Source organism: Paraburkholderia lycopersici (assembly GCF_900096975.1).
GTDB lineage: Bacteria > Pseudomonadota > Gammaproteobacteria > Burkholderiales > Burkholderiaceae > Paraburkholderia > Paraburkholderia lycopersici.
Genome location: NZ_FMYQ01000023.1, coordinates 21850 through 40463, shown reverse-complemented (window position 1 = coordinate 40463; position 18614 = coordinate 21850). Strand labels below are relative to the sequence as shown.

Genomic DNA, 18614 nt, shown 5'->3' with positions numbered 1-18614 from the left:
CACCCTTGCGCCATTAATCAGGATACCGATGCAAAACGAAGAACAACACATGGAGCATCGCTATGGCAAATGGTGCGCCTGATCGCCTGCTGCCCGGCTCGCCGTGGCCGCTCGGCGCGACATGGGACGGGCTCGGCACCAATTTCGCCGTGTTCTCGGCCCACGCATGGGATATCGAGCTGTGTCTCTTCGACCCCACCGGCCGCAAGGAGCGCGTGCGTTACGCCTTGCCCGAATGCACCGACGAGGTGTGGCACGGCTATCTGCCGGGCGCGCATCCCGGCACGGTTTATGGCCTGCGCGCGCACGGCCCCTATCAACCGCACCTGGGGCACCGTTTCAATCCGCACAAGCTGCTGGTCGATCCGTACGCGCGCGAGCTCATCGGCCAGTTTCGCTGGTCGGACACGCTGTACGGCTATCGCGCGCACTCGAACCGCGTGGACCTCTCGATCGACCGGCGCGACTCGGCGCCGGCCATGCCCAAGTGCGTGGTCGTCAACGACAACTTCGACTGGTCGCGCGACCGGCGGCCCGCTACGCCGTGGAGCGAGACCGTGATCTACGAAGCGCATCTGCGCGGCCTCTCGATGCAGCGTCAGGATTTGCGCACGCACATGCGCGGTACGTTCGCCGGACTCGCCGCGCCGCGCTTCATCGAGCATCTGCACAAGCTCGGCGTGACCGCGATCGAGCTGTTGCCCGTGCACGCGTTTCTCACCGAACGCTTTCTCCTCGATCGCGGACTGCGCAATTACTGGGGCTACAATCCCGCCGCGTTCTTCGCGCCGGAGCCGAGCTATCTCGTCGGCTACGACACCGACGAAATGCGCATCGCCGTGCGGCAGTTCCATGCGGCCGGCATCGAAGTCTTTCTCGACGTGGTCTACAACCACACCTGCGAAGGCGGCGAACTGGGGCCCACGGTATCGTGGCGCGGCCTCGACAACGCCAGCTATTACCGCTGCGTGCCCGGCGACGAGCGCCACTTCATCAACGACACGGGCTGTGGCAACACGCTCAACCTTTCGCACCCGCGCGTGCTGCAGATGGTCGCCGATTCGTTGCGCCACTGGACCACGTCATACGGCATCGACGGCTTTCGTTTCGACCTCGGCGTGACGCTCGGGCGCGAACACTCGGGCTTCGACCCGAACGCCGGATTCTTCGACGTGCTGCGCCAGGACCCCGTGCTCTCCCAATGCAAGCTGATTTCCGAACCGTGGGACGTCGGTCCCGGCGGCTATCAGCTCGGCAACCATCCGCCCGGCTTTTCCGAATGGAACGACCGCTTTCGCGACAGCGTGCGGCGCTATTGGCGCGGTGCGCCGGGTCAGCGCGCCGATCTCGCCGCGCGTCTGACGGGCAGCGCCGATCTGTTCGACAAGCGCAAGCGCAGGCCGTGGGCGTCGATCAACTTCGTCACGTCGCACGACGGCTTCACGCTCGCCGACCTCGTTTCGTACGAACGCAAGCACAACGAAGCGAATGGCGAAGAAAACCGCGACGGTCACAACGAGAACTGGAGCGCGAACTGGGGCATGGAGGGCCCGACCGACGACCCGGCCATTCTCGCCACGCGCGCACGCGTGGCGCGCTCGATGCTCGCCACGCTCTTCGTCGCGCTCGGCACGCCCATGCTGCTCGCCGGCGACGAAGCGAGCCGCACGCAGCGCGGCAACAACAATGCGTACTGCCAGGATAGCGACATCTCGTGGTTCGACTGGACGCTCGCCGAAACGCCGCAAGGCAAGGCGATGACGCGCTTCGCCGCGCGCGTGATCGCACTGCGCCGCGAACACCCGTTGCTGCGCGAAACGCGTTTCCTGTTCGGCGAACGCGAATTGCTGCCCGGCGTGCACGACATCGACTGGTTCGACGAACGCGGCGAGCCGCTCACGCCCGAAGCGTGGCACGACCCCGAAGCGAGCGCTTTCACCATGCGCCGCGCAGGCGCGGGACTCCACGGCGAAATGGAAGTATTGTTGATGATGCTGAATGCTTCGCAGGGCGCCGTGACGTTCGCCGCGCCGGCGCCGCGCATGGCATGGGAGGTGCTGCTCGATACGGCGCGCCCGGACGCGGCGCCCTACGCGCTGCCCGACACGACGTACGAACTGGCGGCGCGCGCGCTCGCCGTGCTTTGCGCGCGGCCGGCGCGTCACGACGCACCCCGGCCGCCGGACACGCGCAAGGACACGCCCGCGCCGGACCCGCGCCGCGCGCCGGGCACGGCCGGCGCGCCCGGACCGGGTTCCCCCACGGCGGGCCCGGACGAAGCCGCTGCTGGATAGCCACAGGAAGCCACCATGTCCCTGCTTTCGCAAGATTCGCGCGCCCGCCACTACATGCATTGCCTGCCGTTCGGCGCGCAACTGATCGGCGCGGCGCACGCGCAGCCGCATACGCGCTTTCGCTTCTGGGCCCCATCGTGCCAGGCAGTGCAGATCGTGTTCGAAAACGTCCGGGACGCGCCGCCGCTCGACATGACATCGAGCGGCAACGGCTGGTTCGAAGCCGATGCGCCGTGCGGGCCGGGCACGCTCTACCGCTATTGCGTCGACGGCCAGCAACGCGTACCCGACCCCGCTTCGCGCTTCCAGCCGCAAGGCGTGCACGGACCCAGCGAAGTGCTCGACCCGCGCGCCTACGCCTGGCAACACACGGACTGGCAAGGCAGGCCATGGGAAGAGACCGTGCTCTACGAACTGCACGTGGGCGCGCTGGGCGGCTACCGGGGCGTGATGAAGCGTCTGCCGGGCCTCGCGGAACTGGGCGTGACCGCAGTCGAACTCATGCCGCTCAACGATTATCCGGGCGAGCGGGGCTGGGGCTACGACGTCGTGCTGCCATATGCCCCGCATGCGGCATACGGAACTCCGGAAGAACTGAAAGCGCTCGTGGACGCCGCGCACGGCCTGGGGCTGCAGGTATTCATCGACGTCGTGTACAACCACTTCGGCCCCGACGGCAACTGGCTCGGCCTCTATGCCAAGCCCTTCTTCCGCCAGGACATCAAGACGCCATGGGGCGATGCGCTCGACTTCGACCGTTTCGAAGTGCGCGACTTCTACTGCGACAATGCGCTTTACTGGCTCACCGAATATCGCTTCGACGGGTTGCGCATCGATGCCGCGCATGCGATCGGCAACACCAACTGGCTGCGCGAACTGGCCGATCACGTGAAGGCGCGCGCCGAGCCGGGGCGGCACGTGCATCTCGTGCTGGAAAACGAGCACAACGAAGCCAATCTGCTCGAATCGCACTTCAATGCGCAATGGAACGACGACGCGCACCATTGCTTTCACGTGTTGCTGACCGGCGAATCGGAAGGCTACTATCGCGCGTTCAGCGAGTCGCCTATCCGGAAGCTGGCGCGCGTGCTCGGCGAGGGCTTCGCATATCAGGGCGATCCGTCGCCGGTCCATGCGGGCAAGCCGCGCGGCGAGCCGAGCGCGCACCTGCCGCCCACCGCGTTCGTGATGTTTCTGCAGAACCACGACCAGATCGGCAACCGCGCGTTCGGCGAGCGCCTGCGCGCGCTGGCCGACGACGACGCCTTGCGCGCGGCCACCGCGATGCTGCTGCTCTCGCCGCAAATCCCCCTCATCTTCATGGAGGAGGAATACGGCTCGACGCAGCCGTTCCAGTTCTTCACGGCTTTCACCGGGCCGCTCGCCGACGCGGTGCGCGAAGGCCGCCGCCGCGAATTCAAGGCATTCAGCGCGTTCAGCGACGAAGCGAGCCGCGCGCGCATTCCCGATCCGAACGATCCGCAGACCTTCGTGAATTCGTCGCCGCCCGCCGATGCGCCGCTCGACGGCGAACGGCTCGAATGGATGCACTTCTACAAGTCGGCGCTGTGCGTGCGCGCGCATTTGCTGATGCCGCGTCTGCGCCATGCACGCGCGCTCGGCGCCACTGTTCTCGCCGACGACGCCGCGAACGGCCTTGCCGCGCTCCTCGCGCGCTGGCGGCTCGACGACGGCGAAACGCTCACGATCGCGCTCAATCTGGGCCGCGACGGCGTGCGCCTCGACCCGCGGCCCGAAGGCATGGTGATCTTCGAAACGCCGCCGCGCGCGCGCGATCATGCCGACAACGGCGTGTTGCCCGAAGGCGCGTGCATCGCGTGGCTCACCGGCGACGTGCCCGAATTTTCGAGCGAGCACGACGCGCGCGTCGTGCGCCGCGAGGAGCCGCGCGCATGAGCACGGCGCGCCGCGGCGAAGCGCTCGCGACCCTGGCCGCCAGAGCGGGCTTCGAGGTCGAATGGACCGACGCGCACGGCGCGGTGCAGCGCGTTCCCGACAGCACGCTCGCCACGCTGCTCGAATGCGCCGGCCTGCCCTGCGCGAACGCCACGCAGATCCGGCAGAGCACCGCCGCGCTCAACGCCGAACAGTCGGCGCGACGCCTGCCGCCGCTCATCACCGCCGCATACGAAAGCGCGATCGAGCTACCGCCTTCGGCCGTGCGCGCGGGCAGTCACTATCGCATCGACCTCGAGAGCGGCGAGCATATCGAAGGCCGCTTCACCACGCCGCGCGGCGAAAGCGCATTGCTCGCGCCGCTGAGCGAACCCGGCTATCACACGCTCACCGTCAACGATCATCGTTTGACGATCGCCGTCGCGCCGCCGCATTGCCATACCGTCTCCGACGCGTGGCGAGCGCGCCATGGCGACAGCGGCGCCGTGCCGCCACTATGGGGGCTCGCCGCCCAATTGTACGGACTCCGACGCAATGGCGATGGCGGCATCGGCGACTACACCGCGCTCGCCACGCTCGCCGCCGAAGGCGCGCGGCGCGGCGCGCAGGCGCTCGCCGTCAGCCCGACGCATGCGATGTTCAGCGCCGATGCCGGTCATTTCAGCCCTTATGCGCCGTCGTCGCGTCTCTGGCTCAACGTCGCGCACATCGATCCCGCCGCCGTATTCGGCGCACAGGCCGCGCACGACGCGAGCATGGCCGCCCACGCCGGCGACGCCTGGCGCGAACTCGAAGCCGCCCCGCTCATCGACTGGCAACGTGCGTTGCCGCTCAAGCTCAAGGTGCTGCGCGCGCTCTTCGAGCGCTTCGACACCGAGGAGCGCGCGAGCGGCTCGCCGCGCGCCGCGGCTTTCCATGCGTTCCGCGCCCAGGGCGGCGAAGCGCTCGAAGACCATGCGCGCTTCGAAGCGCTCCAGGAAGCGATGCTGGGCGGACCCGGCGGCCCGCGCCACTGGCGTGACTGGCCCGCGCCGCTGCGCGACCCGCGCAGCCCCGACGTGGCGACGTTCGCGCAGGAGCACCGGCACGAAGTCGACTTTCATTGCTTCCTGCAATGGCTCGCGGCGCAGGGGCTGTCGAGCGCGCAGCGCGGCGCGCGCGAGGCAGGCATGGCGATCGGCCTCGTCGCCGACCTCGCCGTGGGTTGCGACGGCGCCGGCTCGCACGCGTGGTCGCTGCCGCAAGACATGCTGCAACGCGTTTCGGTGGGGGCACCGCCCGACATCTTCAACCAGGCCGGACAAAGCTGGGGCCTCACCACGTTCTCGCCGCGCGCCATGCACAACAACGGCTTTCGCGCGTTCATCGACATGCTGCGCGCCGCGTTCGCCCATGCGGGCGGCGTGCGCATCGACCATATCCTCGGGCTGCGGCGCCTGTGGCTCGTGCCCGAAGGCGAAAGCGCGCGGCACGGCGCGTATCTGCGCTATCCGTTCGACGACCTCGTGCGGCTCATCGCGCTCGAGTCGTGGCGTCATCATGCGATCGTGATCGGCGAAGACCTCGGCACCGTGCCGCCCGGCTTGCGCGAACGGCTCGCCGCACAGGGTCTCTACGGCATTCGCGTGCTGTGGTTCGAGCACGACGGCGAGCGATTTCTCGCACCTTCGCACTGGGACCCGCACGGCGTGGCGACCACCACGACGCACGATCTGCCGACCGTCGCGGGCTGGTGGCGCGGCGCCGACATCGACTGGCGCAACCGCATCGGCCAGACGCTGCCGCGCGCCGACGGCCGCGACCCGGTCGCGCTCGAACACGCGCGCCGCGCGGACGATCGCGCGGCGCTCTGGCGCGCGCTGCAGCAAAGCGGCTTCGCGCCGCGCGACGCCAATCCGCCGCCGCCCGACGATCCGCCGGTCAACGGCGCGCTCGGCTACGTGGCGGCGACCCGCAGCCCGCTCGTCACCTGTCCGCTCGAAGACCTGCTCGCCTTGTCCGACCAGCCCAATTTGCCGGGCTCGATCGACGAGCATCCGAACTGGCGCCGCCGCCTGCCGCTGCCCGTCGAGTCGCTGTTCGCCGATCCGGCCGTCGCCGCGCGCATCGACATGATCGCGCGCGCGCGCGAAGCCGTGGCACGCACGGGCGCCGAACCGGACCCGGCGGCGGGCGCCAATCCAACCGCCAGCGGCGCGTCCAACGCGCCCGAAACGAAGCCGACGCCATGACACACCCTCGCGCGACGCTGCGCCTGCAACTCCATCACGGCTTCACATTCGACAACGCGCTCACGCAGCTCGACTACTTCGCCGCGCTCGGCGTGAGCCATCTCTACCTCTCGCCCGTGACGACCGCGCAGCCCGGATCGATGCATGGGTACGACACCGTCGACTACGGCACGGTGAGCGCGGAACTGGGCGGCGAAAGCGCGCTGCGCCGCTTCGCCGCGAAGGTGCACGAGCGCGGCATGAGCATCATCGCCGACTTCGTGCCGAATCACATGGGAGTGGGCGGCGCGCACAACGCCTGGTGGCTCGACATCCTCGAATGGGGCCGCCACAGCGCCTATGCGCGCCACTTCGACGTGGACTGGCATTCGCCCGACCCGGCGCTGCGCGGCAAGGTGCTGATGCCCTTCCTCGGCGCGCAGTATGGCGACGAGCTTGCGGCAGGCCGCATCGAACTGAAATTCGATCCCGTGGCCGCGCGCTTCTACGTGCAGTACGGGCCGCACATGTGCCCGATCTGTCCGACCGACTACGCGGCGCTGCTGCAGTCCGCGAACCGCGCCGACCTCAACACGCTCGCCGGGCCGTTCCAGGGCCTCACGACGCAGCCCGACGATCAGGCGCGCGCCGCCGCCGGGCGCGACGCGCTGCGCGCGTTCGTCGAGCGCGCGGGCACCGACCCGATCGACTTCGTTCTGGAATCCTTTTCAAGTGCCGACCCGGTGCCGCGCGACCGGCTGCACAGGCTGCTGGAGCGCCAGCATTTTCGGCTTGCCTGGTGGCGCACCGCCACCGACGAAGTGAACTGGCGGCGCTTCTTCGACATCACCGCGCTCGCGGGGGTGCGCGTGGAGCGCCACGACGTGTTCGAGGCCGTGCACAAGCTCGTGTTTCGCCTCTACGCAGACGGGGTGATCGACGGCTTGCGCATCGATCACATCGACGGGCTTGCGGACCCGCGCGAATACTGCGAACGACTGCGGCAACGGCTCGCCTCGCTGCGCGCCACGCAGCCTTTCGTCGTGGTCGAAAAGATCCTCGCGCGCGGCGAAGCGCTGCGCGAGGACTGGCCCGTGCAGGGCACGACGGGCTACGACTTCATGAACGACGTCGGGGCGTTGCTGCACGATCCCGCAGGCGCGGCGCCGCTCGCCGAAGCGTGGGCCGCCATCGCCGGCGACGACCGGCCGTTCGCGGGCTACGCGCTCGACGCGCGCCGCGAAATGCTGGCCGCCTACCTCGCCGCCGAGCTCGACCACGTCACGCGCGCCCTGCACCGCATCGCACGCGAGCTGCCGGGCACGCGCGACACCACGTATGCATCGGTGCATCGCGTGGTCGCACACCTGGCCACGCGATTCCCGATTTACCGGATCTATCCGGCAAACGGCCTGCGCAGCGCGCTCGACGATCGCTATTTCGGGGTCGCGCTCGAAGCCGCGCGGCAAGCGTTGCCGCGCGCGAGCCTCGCGGCGCTCGACCTCGTCGACGGCTGGCTCGGCGGGCGCGCGCCCGAACCGGCAGCGGGCAACGGCAATGGCGGCAATGGCGGCGGCGTTAGCGGCAAGGCGGCTCGCGCCGCGCAGGCGAGTGCCCATGCGAGCGCGGGCAACAATCCGGCGAATACCCCGCTCAGCCACGCGCTCATTGCACAACGCACGGCGCTCGCGCTGTTCTCGCAGCTCACGGCGCCGCTCGCCGCGAAGGCCACCGAAGACACCGCGCTCTATCGCTACGGCCGCCTGCTCTCGCGCAACGAAGTGGGCGCGGACCCCGACGATTTCGCGCGCACGCCACACGACTTTCATGCGGCGAACCGGTTGCGCCGGCAACGTCCTTTCGGCCTGCTCGCAACGGCCACGCACGACCACAAGCGCGGCGAGGACGTGCGCGCGCGACTCGCCGTGCTGAGCGAAATAGCGGGCGAATGGAGCGCCACGCTGCGCGCCTGGTCGACGTTGAACCAGACGCATCGCCGCAACGGCGCCGCCGCAGGCGCGGCGTGGTCGCCGGGGCCGGCCGCCGAGGCCATGCTCTACCAAACGCTGGTCGGCTGCTGGCCGCCCGAACTCGACCCCGGCGACGAAGCCGGCGTGCACGCGCTTGCCGTGCGCGTCGCGCAGTGGCAGTTGAAGGCGCTGCGCGAAGCGAAGCTGCGCACGAGCTGGCTCTCGCCCGACGAGGCCTATGAGTCGGAGTGCCAGGCATTTCTCTTCGACATCCTGGCTCCGCAGCGACGCGACGGCTTCCTCCAGGCGCTCGCCGGGTTCGTTGCGCGAATCGCGCCGGCGGGCGCACTCAACACGTTGCTGCAAACCGTCTTGCGGCTCACGTCGCCGGGCGTGCCCGATCTCTATCAGGGTACCGAACTATGGGATTTCAGCCTCGTCGATCCGGACAACCGGCGACCGGTCGATTACGCCGCGCGCGCGGCGGCGCTCGATGACGAAGCGCCTGCCGCGAAGCTGCCGCACTGGCGCAACGCGCATGTGAAGCTCGCCACGGTGCGCCGCTTGCTCTCGCTACGCGGGCGCGCACCGGAACTGTTGCGCGAAGGCGAGTATCTGCCGCTCGACGTGCGCGGCGCGCAAGCCGCGCACGTGATCGCGTTCGCGCGCCATCACGGCCGTGCGTGGGCCGTCGTCATCGGCACGCGGCTCGCGGCTGGACTGCTCGACGGCGACGCCCCGCTCGTCGCGCCCGAACGCTGGGAGGATACGGCGGTCGAGTTGCCCCAAGGCTGCGCGCAAGCCACGCTCCACGACTGGCTCAGCGACACGGGGCACACGGTGCGCGAAGGCAACGTGCTCGCACTGCGCGACGTCCTGAAGGCAATGCCGACGGCCGTGCTCGCCACGCTCGCGCGCAATTAAGGCGTCAACCAGCGCGTGACTAGCCGCCCTCGTCCTCGTGGTCTTTCGGATACACGCGCACGAGCACGATGCGCGGCCCCTTCATTTTCTTCACGACGATGTCGAAGCGATCGAACGCCACGCGCTGCCCTTCGGTGGGCAGATCGTTGAGCGCGTGGATCACGAGGCCGCCCACCGATTCCGCGCGCCCTTCGTCGATGTCGATGCCGAGCGCCTGCTCGAGCGACACCACCGGCAGGCTGCCGCGGCCCATCAGCGTGCCGTCGTCCATGCGGGTCCAGTCGGTGTCGGCCTGGTGAAACTCGTCGTGAATCTGGCCCACGAGCGCACCGAGCAGGTTGTCGAGCGTGAGGAAGCCGATCGGGCGCGCACCCTTGTGCCCCACCAGCGCGAAATGCGGCGCGCCCTTGCGAAAGCGCCGGAACAGCGCGAGCGCCGGCAGATCGGGCCGCACGTACTGCACGGGACGCACGAACTTGCCGAGATCGTCGAGCGCATTGCCGGCCTCGCGCGCGAGCAACAGGTCCTTCAGGTGGATGAGGCCCGCCACGCGCTCGCCCCTGGCGTCCTCGAACAGCGGATAGCGGCTGAAGCGGTGGCGCGCCACGATCTGCATGTTCTCGTGCAGCGAGAGGTCGCGGCGCAGGCCGACCATCTCGTGCGTGGGACGCATCAGGTCGGAAATGGTGAGGCGCGAAAAGTCGAGCGAGTGGGCGAGCGTGTTCCACTCGTCGGCGTTGTAGGCATTCGCGGCGGCGGCGCGCTGCGGGGCGCCGCCGCGCGCATCGTTCATCTCGTTTGCGCCGCGCTGTTCGTGTGCGGCGCCCTGCGCGGCGGCGCGCCGGCTGCGCAGGATCAGCTTCAGTTCCTCAGTCGAATAGTGCGACTCGTGGCCATGCTCCGAAGAAAGGCCCGCCAGACGCAGCACCGCGGTCGCGCTCGAATTGAGCACCCAGATCGCGGGATACATCGTCCAGTAGAAACCATAGAGCGGCGCGGCCGCCCATAGCGAAATCTTTTCGGCCTGGCGAATCGCCAGCGACTTCGGCGCGAGCTCGCCCACCACGATGTGCAGGAACGAGATCACCGTGAACGCGAACACCAGCGAAATGCCGTGCACGAGCGCCGCGGACTGCACGCCGGCCAGCTCGAACACCGGCCCCAGCAACCGGGCAAAAGCCGGTTCGCCGATCCAGCCAAGGCCGAGCGAGGCGAGCGTGATGCCGAGCTGGCAGGCCGACAGATAGGCATCGAGTTCGCTGTGAACCTTGGCGAGCAGCCGGCCGCGCACGCCGTGCTGCTGCGCGAGGCTTTGCACGCGCGTGGCGCGCAACTTGACGAGGCCGAATTCGGCCGCGACGAAGAAACCGTTGAGGGCAACGAGCAGGAACGCCCCGACAAGGGCGAGAAGCTGGATCAAGACACAAGGCTCCGAAGGACGAAGCGCTCAGTATAAAGGGTGCAAGGTCGATGAAAGGCGCGAGCGGACAGCGACGCGCGACCCGTACGCGGTCTGCGCCCGCTCACGCGCCGTTGAGCGGCACGTTCAGCGCAAGCGTGACGTCTTCCCCCTCGCCCACGAAGGCCGGCGCCGCGAAGCGCCCGCCATGCGCCTCGGCCACGCGCTGGCACAGCGCGAGCACCCAGGCGTGACGCCCCGCCTCCTGCTGCTCGACCGCCTGCGCGCGCGCGAAGGCTTCCAGCACGTGCGCCAGCGTGTCGTCGGTGAGCGCCTGCGGCGTTGCCTGCCATTTCACCTGCAATTGGGCCGCAGCGGCAGTCGTGCTCGCCGCGAGCACCACGGTCGCCCCCTGGGCGCTCGTCTCCGCGGCGAATACCAGCATCAGCCAAAGCGCTTGCGCAATGCGCTCGCGATCGCCGTCGAGCATCGCCGCCGCGGTCGTGTCCTGCACCGCGAAGCTCACGCCGCGCGCCTCGCCGAGCGCGCCGCGCGCCTCGTCCACCGTCTCGCCGATCAGCGCCGCAAGCGCGAACGGCGCGCGTTCGATCCGCAGCTTGCGCGTTTCGGCGCGCGTGGTATCGACGAGCGTCTCGAGCAGTTGAACCTGCTGCTCCACGCCCGTGCGAATGCCGCCCAGCGCGCGCTGCGCGGCCGGGTCGGCGGTGTCGATCTTGCGTTCGAGCACGTAGGCCCAGCTATGGATTGCATTGAGCGGACTGCGCAGATCGTGCGAGACGCGCGAGAGCACATGGTCGCGCATGAAAAGCGCTACCTCGGCGCACAGGTGCGCCGTGCGCTCGGTACGGGTTTGCGAAGTCGACGCCATCAGATTCCTCGTATTTCGCCTCGATCCGGGCGAGCGGTCCGACATTATAGGCAGCGGGTAGCGAGCAACCGGCGTGCCTGGGCACGGACCCGCGCGCCGCGCCCTGCAAAGCGCCTACAATAGCGGGTTCACCCCATCCGAATCAGGAGTTTTTCATGTCTATCGTGACCACCGCATCGGGCCTCAAGTACGAGGACCTGACCGAGGGAACCGGCGCCGAAGCGAACGCCGGCCAGACCGTCAGCGTGCACTACACCGGCTGGCTGACGGACGGCCAGAAGTTCGATTCGAGCAAGGACCGTAACGACCCGTTCGCCTTCGTGCTGGGCGGCGGCATGGTCATCAAGGGCTGGGACGAAGGCGTGCAGGGCATGAAAGTGGGCGGCGTGCGCCGTCTCACGATTCCGCCGCAACTGGGCTATGGGGTGCGCGGCGCAGGCGGCGTGATTCCGCCGAACGCGACGCTCGTGTTCGAAGTCGAGCTGCTGGACGTTTGAGGCCCCGGCGCACTCGTCTTGTTTGCAATCGCGACCGGTCATCATGAACCCGCATCACCACGCTCCCGTCACCGCGCCCGGCGTTGAACTGCGCCGCTACGGCGCGATCGAGGAAACCGATCTGCACGATTTTCATCAGATCGTGCTCGGTCTCGACGGCGAGATGGAGATGACCGTCGACGGCCAGGGCGAGCGCATCGACAACTGCTCGGCATGGCTCATTCCGGCGGGCGCCCGGCATGACTACATGGGCATCGGCGATAACCGCCAGCTCGTGCTCGACTTGCCCGCCGCCACCCTTGCGGTGCCCGAGCGGCTTTTCGACACGGCGCGCGCCGTGCGCCTCGACCCTGCCCTCACGCAGCTCGTGCGCCAGATCGCACGGCGCGCCGCCGTGGCCGCGCCGCCTCATGAGAGCGCCGATCCGCGCGCGCGCCGCTTTCACTGGGACGCCTCAGCGCGCCTGTGCGCGGCGTTTGTCGCGCAATCGGGCATTGTCGCGGGCAATGAATTCGCAGCGGCTGCGGGGCTGGACTTCGCGCGCATCGACCGGTGGCTGCGCGCGCATCTCGCGGAGCCGCTGCGCATGGCCGATCTGGCCGCGCATTGCGGCTTCGGCATGCGGCGCTTTCATCAGCTCTTTATCGAGGCATTCGGCGAGACGCCGCATCGTTATCTGCAGCGGCTGCGTCTCGATACCGCGCTCACGCTGCTCGCCGACCCGCGCGCTTCGCTCACCGGCATTGCGCTCGAAGTGGGCTTCGGCGACCAGAGCGCGTTCACGCACGCGTTCACGCGGCGCTTCGGGCTCGCGCCGGGGCAGTGGCGCGCACTGCCTTCGCACTAGGCGCTTTCCGCGCGCATCGAACGCGCCGGCGCCTCACTCGTCGAAGCGGTATTCCCACTGCGCGTGCGCGCCGACCGCCAGGCGTTCGCCCGCACCCGCCACCACCATCGCGTTCTGCCCGAACGTCAGACCGCCATCCACGCGCGGATCGGCGCGAAACACTGCGAGCGTGTCGAGCGGTTCGGCGGGCCATTGCGCGTCGCGCTCGCCTGTCTTCTGATCGATCGTCGTAATCGGGCAGCGCGAGCAGGGCTTCACGAAGCGCAACACGATCTCCGCGCCGCCCGAAGCGGATTCGATAGCGAGCGTATCGATGAAATCTTCCTCGAACGCCTCGCCAACGTCGCCGACGACGATGTTCGGCCGAAAACGCGTCATCGGCACGGGCGGCGCGCCTTTCGCCACGAGACGCGCGTTGAGCTCCGCCAGCGAGGCCTCGCTGGTCACGAGAATCGGAAAGCCGTCGGCGAATTGCGTGGGCGCGTCCTCGCCATTCGTCCACTTCCTGCTCGCGAAACGCGTGACGTCGTGCGCAAATCGCAAAAGGCGCACCGGAACGCCGATCGCCTGCGTGAACCACTGCGCCGCGCGATCGCCCTCGTCGAGCGCCTCGAAGTTGTCGTCCCACACCGAGGCCGGCACGCGCGCCTCGCCGCCGCGCGGCGCGAACGGCAGATGGAGCGCTTCGCTCATGCCTTCCATGGTGAGGCGCACGCCGTCGTCGACGAACGCGGGCACGATGCGCGCCATCGCCGCGTATTGACGCTGCGTAACGAAGCGGCCGGCCTCGTCAGCCACCATCCAGTGCCGGTCCCACTCGAAACCTTCGAGGCCGATCTGGGCGCGATCGAGCGCAATCGCGCCGCATGACTTCACGGGATAGACGTACAACGCACGGACAGTGGCCATGGAGAACTCGCTAGCGGGAGACACGGAAACGAGCCGCGCGCCGGGCGGTTTTTGCAGCCACCCACGGCGCGCGACCCACGATCATACAACCATGACTTCACGCACCTCACCGCGCCGCATCGAGTCCGCGCGCGAGATCGTTGCGCACGTCCTGCGCGTTTTCGAGACCCACCGCCAGGCGGATCAACCCTTCGGTGATGCCTGCCGCCGCGCGCGCTTCGGGCGTGATGCGGCCGTGCGTCGTCGTTGCGGGGTGCGTGATGGTCGTGCGCGTATCGCCGAGATTGCCCGTGATCGAGCAGACCTTGGTGTTGTCGATCACGCGCCAGGCGTTCGCGCGCTGCGCCTCGGGCGTGTCGCCCTTCACCTCGAAAGAGACGATCGCGCCACCCAGCTTCTGCTGGCGCATGGCGAGCGCGTGCTGCGGATGAGACTCGAGGCCCGGATAGTAAACGCGCTTGATGGCAGGATGCGTTTCGAGCCAGCGCGCGATTTGGAGCGCATTGTCCGACTGCTTCTCGACGCGCAGCGACAGCGTTTCCATGCCCTTGAGCAGCACCCAGGCGTTGAACGCGGAAAGCGTCGGACCCGCGCTGCGCACGAACGGAAACACTTTTTCCATGATGAACTGCTTCGAGCCCACCAGCGCGCCGCCCAGCACGCGGCCCTGGCCGTCGAGGAACTTGGTGGCCGAATGCATCACGACGTCCGCGCCGAACTTGAGCGGCTGCTGCAGCGCGGGGCTGCAGAAGCAGTTGTCGACCACGAAGAGCGCGCCCGACGCCTTCGCGATCTTGCCCACGGCTTCGATGTCCGCGACTTCGGTAAGCGGGTTCGACGGCGTTTCGAGGAAGAACATCTTCGTTTCGGGCCGCACGGCGTTCTTCCACGCGTCGAGATCGGTCGGATCGACGAACGTGGTCGTGATGCCGAACCTCGTGAAGATCTGCGAGAACATGCCGAGCGTCGAGCCGAAAATGCTCTGCGAGCTGACGATGTGGTCGCCCGACTGCAGCGCCGACATCACCACCGACAGGATCGCGGCCATGCCCGAAGCCGTCGCCATGCACGCCTCACCGCCTTCGAGCGCGGCGAGCCGGTCCTGGAACATGGTGACGGTCGGATTCGTGAAACGCGCATACGTGTAGCCGGTTTCGGAGTTCCTGAAACGCTCGGCGGCTTCGGCGGCGCTGCCGAAACAGAAGCTCGACGTGAGGTAGAGCGCCTCCGAATGTTCGTTGAACTGGCTGCGCAGCGTGCCCGAGCGAACGGCCAGCGTGTCGAAGTTGAGGGTGTCGTCCATGTTCGTGTTTTCCGTATCCAGAACCGTCATGCTTCATTCCTGCGTGCGCGGCAAGCGCGGCGCGCAGGCGCAAAAAAGCCCGCTTTTGCGTCGGCAGAAAGCGGGCTTTCGTGGAATTCGGGGGCGCTGCAGCGAATGAGCGGCGGGTACAGATTGCACCGTTCGCTTTAGCTGTTTTGGGTTGCCCCGCGTCCGCAAGCTGAGATCAAATCGACGCAAGCCCGTATGCTAACACGGGAAGCGCGAGCCCTGCGCTCGCGTTTCCCGCCGCGCCTGCATCACTCGACCGAGAGTTGCAGATGCAACTGCGAGCGTGCGCCGCCGTCCATCGCGTCGCTCGCGGCGTCGCGATCCGACTGGGCCTGCGGCGCGAGACGCGCGGTCTCGATGCGGTCGAGATACGCGCTCGTGACGTCGCCGGTGATGTAGTCGCCGTCGAAGCACGACGACTCGAACTCCTTCAACTCGGGGTTGATGTCGCGCACGGCCTGCTTGAGCGATTCCACGTCCTGATACACGAGGTGATCCGCGCCGATGATGCGCGCCACTTCTTCGTCCGTGCGGCCGTGCGCCACGAGTTCGCCGCGCGTGGGCATGTCGATGCCGTAGACGTTCGGGTACTTCACGGGCGGCGCCGCCGAAGCGAAGATCACCTTGGTCGCGCCGGCGTCGCGCGCCATCTGCACGATTTCCTGCGAGGTGGTGCCGCGCACGATCGAGTCGTCGATGATGAGCACGTTCTTGCCCTTGAACTCGATGCCCATGGCGTTGAGCTTCTGGCGCACCGACTTCTTGCGCATGGCCTGGCCCGGCATGATGAAGGTGCGGCCCACGTAGCGGTTCTTGAAGAAGCCTTCGCGGTATTCCACGCCTAGCTTCGCCGCCACCTGCATCGCGGCGGGGCGCGACGAATCGGGAATCGGCATCACGACGTCGATCTTCACGTCGGGCAGCTCGCGCCGGATCTTCTCGGCGAGGTAGTCGCCCATGCGCAGGCGCGCGTTGTAGACGGGCACGCCGTCGAGCACCGAATCCGGACGCGCGAGATACACGAGTTCGAAGATGCAGGGGTTCAGGCTCGGGCTCGCCGAGCACTGCTGCGCGTAGAACTTGCCTTCGAAGTCGATGAACACCGCTTCGCCCGGACGCACGTCGCGCACGAATTCGAAGCCGATGCCTTCGAGCGCGACCGACTCCGAGGCCACCATCCACTCGGTGCCTTCCGGCGTCTCGATCTTGCCGATGCACAGCGGGCGAATGCCGAACGGATCGCGGAACGCGAGCAGCCCGTAGCCGGCGATCAGCGAAACGATGGCGTACGAGCCGCGCACGCGGCGGTGCACGCCCGAAACGGCCTTGAAGAGCGCGGACGGATCGAGTTCGAGGCCCGAGCTGGCCGTCTGCAGTTCGTGCGCGAGCACGTTGAGCAGGACTTCGGTGTCGGAATTGGTGTTCACGTGGCGGCGGTCCACGCGGAACATCTCGTCCTTCAACTGTTGCCAGTTCGTGAGATTGCCGTTGTGGGCGAGGATGAGGCCGAACGGCGCGTTCACGTAGAACGGCTGGGCCTCCTCTTCGCTCGACGCCGAGCCGGCCGTCGGGTAGCGCACCTGGCCGATGCCGCTGGTGCCGGGGAGGCTGCGCATGTTGCGCGTGCGGAACACGTCGCGCACCATGCCGTTGGCCTTGTGCATATGGAACGTGCTGCCGTTCGCGGTGGCAATGCCGGCCGCGTCCTGACCGCGGTGCTGAAGCAGCAGCAGCGCGTCATAGAGGAGCTGGTTGACGGGAGAGCGGGAAACTACGCCTACGATGCCGCACATGGCAGGTCCTTCAAAAAAGCGAAATCGGTAGCGGGCCGGTCGGGTTCGCGAACACCGGCCGAGCGCCGCAAATGGGCAGCGTTGCCGGAAAGCCCCGCCTCTCGTCGCTGCCGATCAGTTTCTGATCAGACGTGAACGTAGGCCGCGAGCGCCTCGGGCAACAGCGGTTTCAGTTCGAGCACGCCCTGCACGGCATACGGCCGCAGCAGCGCGTGGCGCCAGAAGTCCTGCTGGGGCAGCTCGGTCAGCCCGCCAAGGATGACGAGGATCAGCACCAGCACGACGCCTCGCACGACGCCGAACATCAACCCGAGCGAACGGTCTACGCCGGACAATCCGCTCACCTGCACCAGACGGCCGATCAATGCGTTGCCCACGCCGGCCACGAGCACCACGGCAATGACGATCAGCGCGAAGGCGATCAGCCACTGGGTGAGCGCCCCGCCCGGCCAGTTCGCCGGAATCCAGGGCACCACGCGGTCCACGTAGCGGCAGGCCACGAGCAACGCCGCGATCCAGCCGATCAATCCAAAAATCTCGCCGATGAGGCCCCGCCACGCGCCACGCAGCGCCGACAGGCCTATCACCGCCATTACAGCGTAGTCGAATGCCGTGAACATCGGCGGCTTATTCCGCGTTGCCGTTCGAGCCCGCCATCAGGCCGGCGCCGCGCACCTTGGCGATTGCCGCCGCGGCCGAGGCGCGGTCCGGGAACGGACCCGCGCGCAGCAACGTGCGCGTCGTGCCATCGGCTTCCTTACGCTGTTCGGTATATGCAGGTACGCCCGCCGCTTTCAACTTCGCGACCCAGTTGCGCGCCGTCGTGTCGTTCGAGAAAGCGCCGAGCTGCACCGCGTAGCGCGCGCCCGGCGGCGCGGCTGGCGTGCCCGAGTCGCCGCCGTTTGCACCGTGGTCGCTGCTCGTGTCGGCGTTATCCGCCACTGCGGCCGCGCCTTCCTGCGACTTGCTGCGCGAAGCGGTAGCCGCGCCAGCCGAAGCGGCCTGCTGCGCGGCCGGTTTGGCGGCGTATGCGGGCGCCGGGGTTTGGGCAGCCTGCGTCGACTGTGCCGCCGCGGTTGTCGCTTGCGCGGGCTTTTTGACGGGCGTTGCCGTCGCTTTATCGGTGTTCTGGGTGGTCTGGGCGTTCTGCGTGGTCGCGACGCCCGAGGCGGCCGCGAGGCCCGAAGCGCCCGGCGCGGCTTCGGCAGACGCGGGACTGTCGGGGGCGACGCCCGCTTGCGTGTCTTCGGCATCCCGGCGCGCGGCGGCCTTGTCGGCCGGGCGACTGGGAATATCGATGGCGATATCGTCGGTGACGGGCTTCGGGTGCGAGTCGAGCACCATCGGCAGGATCACGATGGCCGCCAGCACCAGCGCGATCGCACCAACGAGGCGGCGGCGCGCGCGCTGCTTTTCGGGAAGCGTGGGGTCGAGCAGCATTGCCTCGGCGTCGCCGGAACGGTCCGGCCGGCGGCTGCGCCGCTCCACGCGCGCGCCTTGATTGCTGCGCCGGCTAGAGGCGGCTTCCGCGCCGCGCCGGCGGGGCGCGTCAGCGTCATCTTTTTTGCCGAACGAGAAAATTCCCATGTATGGCTTGCTGTTGGCCTACCTGGCCTGTCTTGCGTGGGCGGC

13 protein-coding genes are annotated in these 18614 nt (G+C 68.3%); 6 read left to right on the top strand and 7 right to left on the bottom strand.

The genetic code is table 11. The features are described 5' to 3' along the window. The first annotated feature begins 62 nt into the window (after window positions 1-62). Genes glgX through treY form a run of 4 tightly spaced genes read left to right on the top strand, consistent with a single transcriptional unit; the run spans window position 63 to window position 9315 of the window. The gene (gene glgX, locus BLU17_RS22405; protein WP_092001452.1) at window positions 63-2294 is read left to right on the top strand and encodes a glycogen debranching protein GlgX; all 2232 of its coding nucleotides are present in this window, start codon (window positions 63-65) and stop codon (window positions 2292-2294) included. Window positions 2295-2309: 15 nt separating this feature from the next. Next, window positions 2310-4211 (top strand): malto-oligosyltrehalose trehalohydrolase, encoded by a 1902-nt coding sequence (gene treZ, locus BLU17_RS22400; protein ID WP_092001449.1) that lies wholly within the window; start codon window positions 2310-2312, stop codon window positions 4209-4211. Next, window positions 4208-6442 (top strand): 4-alpha-glucanotransferase, encoded by a 2235-nt coding sequence (gene malQ, locus BLU17_RS22395; protein WP_092001447.1) that lies wholly within the window; start codon window positions 4208-4210, stop codon window positions 6440-6442. Before treZ ends, malQ begins: the two co-directional genes overlap by 4 nt. Continuing rightward, a complete protein-coding gene (gene treY, locus BLU17_RS22390; protein WP_092001444.1) occupies window positions 6439-9315 on the top strand; it encodes a malto-oligosyltrehalose synthase in 2877 nt (958 codons plus the stop codon). Before malQ ends, treY begins: the two co-directional genes overlap by 4 nt. A 19-nt stretch (window positions 9316-9334) precedes the next feature. On the opposite strand, the gene BLU17_RS22385 is transcribed toward treY, so the two are convergent. Both BLU17_RS22385 and BLU17_RS22380 read right to left on the bottom strand, forming a co-directional pair. Then, on the bottom strand, window positions 9335-10735 hold the full coding sequence (locus tag BLU17_RS22385) for a hemolysin family protein (protein ID WP_092001441.1): 1401 nt from the start codon (window positions 10733-10735) through the stop codon (window positions 9335-9337). Between the two features lie 103 nt (window positions 10736-10838). Beyond that, on the bottom strand, window positions 10839-11603 hold the full coding sequence (locus BLU17_RS22380) for a sensor histidine kinase (protein ID WP_092001438.1): 765 nt from the start codon (window positions 11601-11603) through the stop codon (window positions 10839-10841). Window positions 11604-11758: 155 nt separating this feature from the next. On the opposite strand from BLU17_RS22380, the gene BLU17_RS22375 reads away from it, so the two are divergent. Then, on the top strand, window positions 11759-12100 hold the full coding sequence (locus BLU17_RS22375) for an FKBP-type peptidyl-prolyl cis-trans isomerase (RefSeq protein WP_092001435.1): 342 nt from the start codon (window positions 11759-11761) through the stop codon (window positions 12098-12100). Window positions 12101-12143: 43 nt separating this feature from the next. Then, window positions 12144-12947 carry an AraC family transcriptional regulator gene (locus BLU17_RS22370; protein WP_092001432.1) on the top strand — a complete coding sequence of 268 codons (804 nt, stop codon included), beginning with the start codon at window positions 12144-12146 and terminating at the stop codon, window positions 12945-12947. A gap of 33 nt (window positions 12948-12980) precedes the next feature. On the opposite strand, the gene BLU17_RS22365 is transcribed toward BLU17_RS22370, so the two are convergent. The 5 genes from BLU17_RS22365 to BLU17_RS22345 form a co-directional block, all read right to left on the bottom strand. Continuing rightward, a complete protein-coding gene (locus tag BLU17_RS22365) occupies window positions 12981-13856 on the bottom strand; it encodes an MOSC domain-containing protein (protein ID WP_092001429.1) in 876 nt (291 codons plus the stop codon). 106 nt (window positions 13857-13962) lie between these two features. Then, complete coding sequence (locus BLU17_RS22360) at window positions 13963-15159, bottom strand: O-succinylhomoserine sulfhydrylase (RefSeq protein WP_092001656.1); 1197 nt, start codon at window positions 15157-15159, stop codon at window positions 13963-13965. A 278-nt stretch (window positions 15160-15437) separates the two neighbouring features. Beyond that, window positions 15438-16982 carry an amidophosphoribosyltransferase gene (gene purF / locus BLU17_RS22355; RefSeq protein ID WP_092001426.1) on the bottom strand — a complete coding sequence of 515 codons (1545 nt, stop codon included), beginning with the start codon at window positions 16980-16982 and terminating at the stop codon, window positions 15438-15440. 125 nt (window positions 16983-17107) lie between these two features. Next, a complete protein-coding gene (locus BLU17_RS22350) occupies window positions 17108-17602 on the bottom strand; it encodes a CvpA family protein (protein ID WP_092001423.1) in 495 nt (164 codons plus the stop codon). A 7-nt stretch (window positions 17603-17609) separates the two neighbouring features. Continuing rightward, complete coding sequence (locus tag BLU17_RS22345) at window positions 17610-18569, bottom strand: SPOR domain-containing protein (protein ID WP_092001420.1); 960 nt, start codon at window positions 18567-18569, stop codon at window positions 17610-17612. Window positions 18570-18614: the final 45 nt, after the last annotated feature.

Bases quoted from the DNA above. Each gene is read 5' to 3' on its own strand.
- BLU17_RS22360 (WP_092001656.1), bottom strand. From the start codon at position 15,159: ATGGACGACACCCTCAACTTCGACACGCTGGCCGTTCGCTCGGGCACG.
- BLU17_RS22345 (WP_092001420.1), bottom strand. From the start codon at position 18,569: ATGGGAATTTTCTCGTTCGGCAAAAAAGATGACGCTGACGCGCCCCGC.
- glgX (WP_092001452.1), top strand. From the start codon at position 63: ATGGCAAATGGTGCGCCTGATCGCCTGCTGCCCGGCTCGCCGTGGCCG.
- purF (WP_092001426.1), bottom strand. From the start codon at position 16,982: ATGTGCGGCATCGTAGGCGTAGTTTCCCGCTCTCCCGTCAACCAGCTC.
- BLU17_RS22370 (WP_092001432.1), top strand. From the start codon at position 12,144: ATGAACCCGCATCACCACGCTCCCGTCACCGCGCCCGGCGTTGAACTG.
- BLU17_RS22375 (WP_092001435.1), top strand. From the start codon at position 11,759: ATGTCTATCGTGACCACCGCATCGGGCCTCAAGTACGAGGACCTGACC.
- treZ (WP_092001449.1), top strand. From the start codon at position 2,310: ATGTCCCTGCTTTCGCAAGATTCGCGCGCCCGCCACTACATGCATTGC.
- BLU17_RS22350 (WP_092001423.1), bottom strand. From the start codon at position 17,602: ATGTTCACGGCATTCGACTACGCTGTAATGGCGGTGATAGGCCTGTCG.
- BLU17_RS22380 (WP_092001438.1), bottom strand. From the start codon at position 11,603: ATGGCGTCGACTTCGCAAACCCGTACCGAGCGCACGGCGCACCTGTGC.
- treY (WP_092001444.1), top strand. From the start codon at position 6,439: ATGACACACCCTCGCGCGACGCTGCGCCTGCAACTCCATCACGGCTTC.
- malQ (WP_092001447.1), top strand. From the start codon at position 4,208: ATGAGCACGGCGCGCCGCGGCGAAGCGCTCGCGACCCTGGCCGCCAGA.
- BLU17_RS22365 (WP_092001429.1), bottom strand. From the start codon at position 13,856: ATGGCCACTGTCCGTGCGTTGTACGTCTATCCCGTGAAGTCATGCGGC.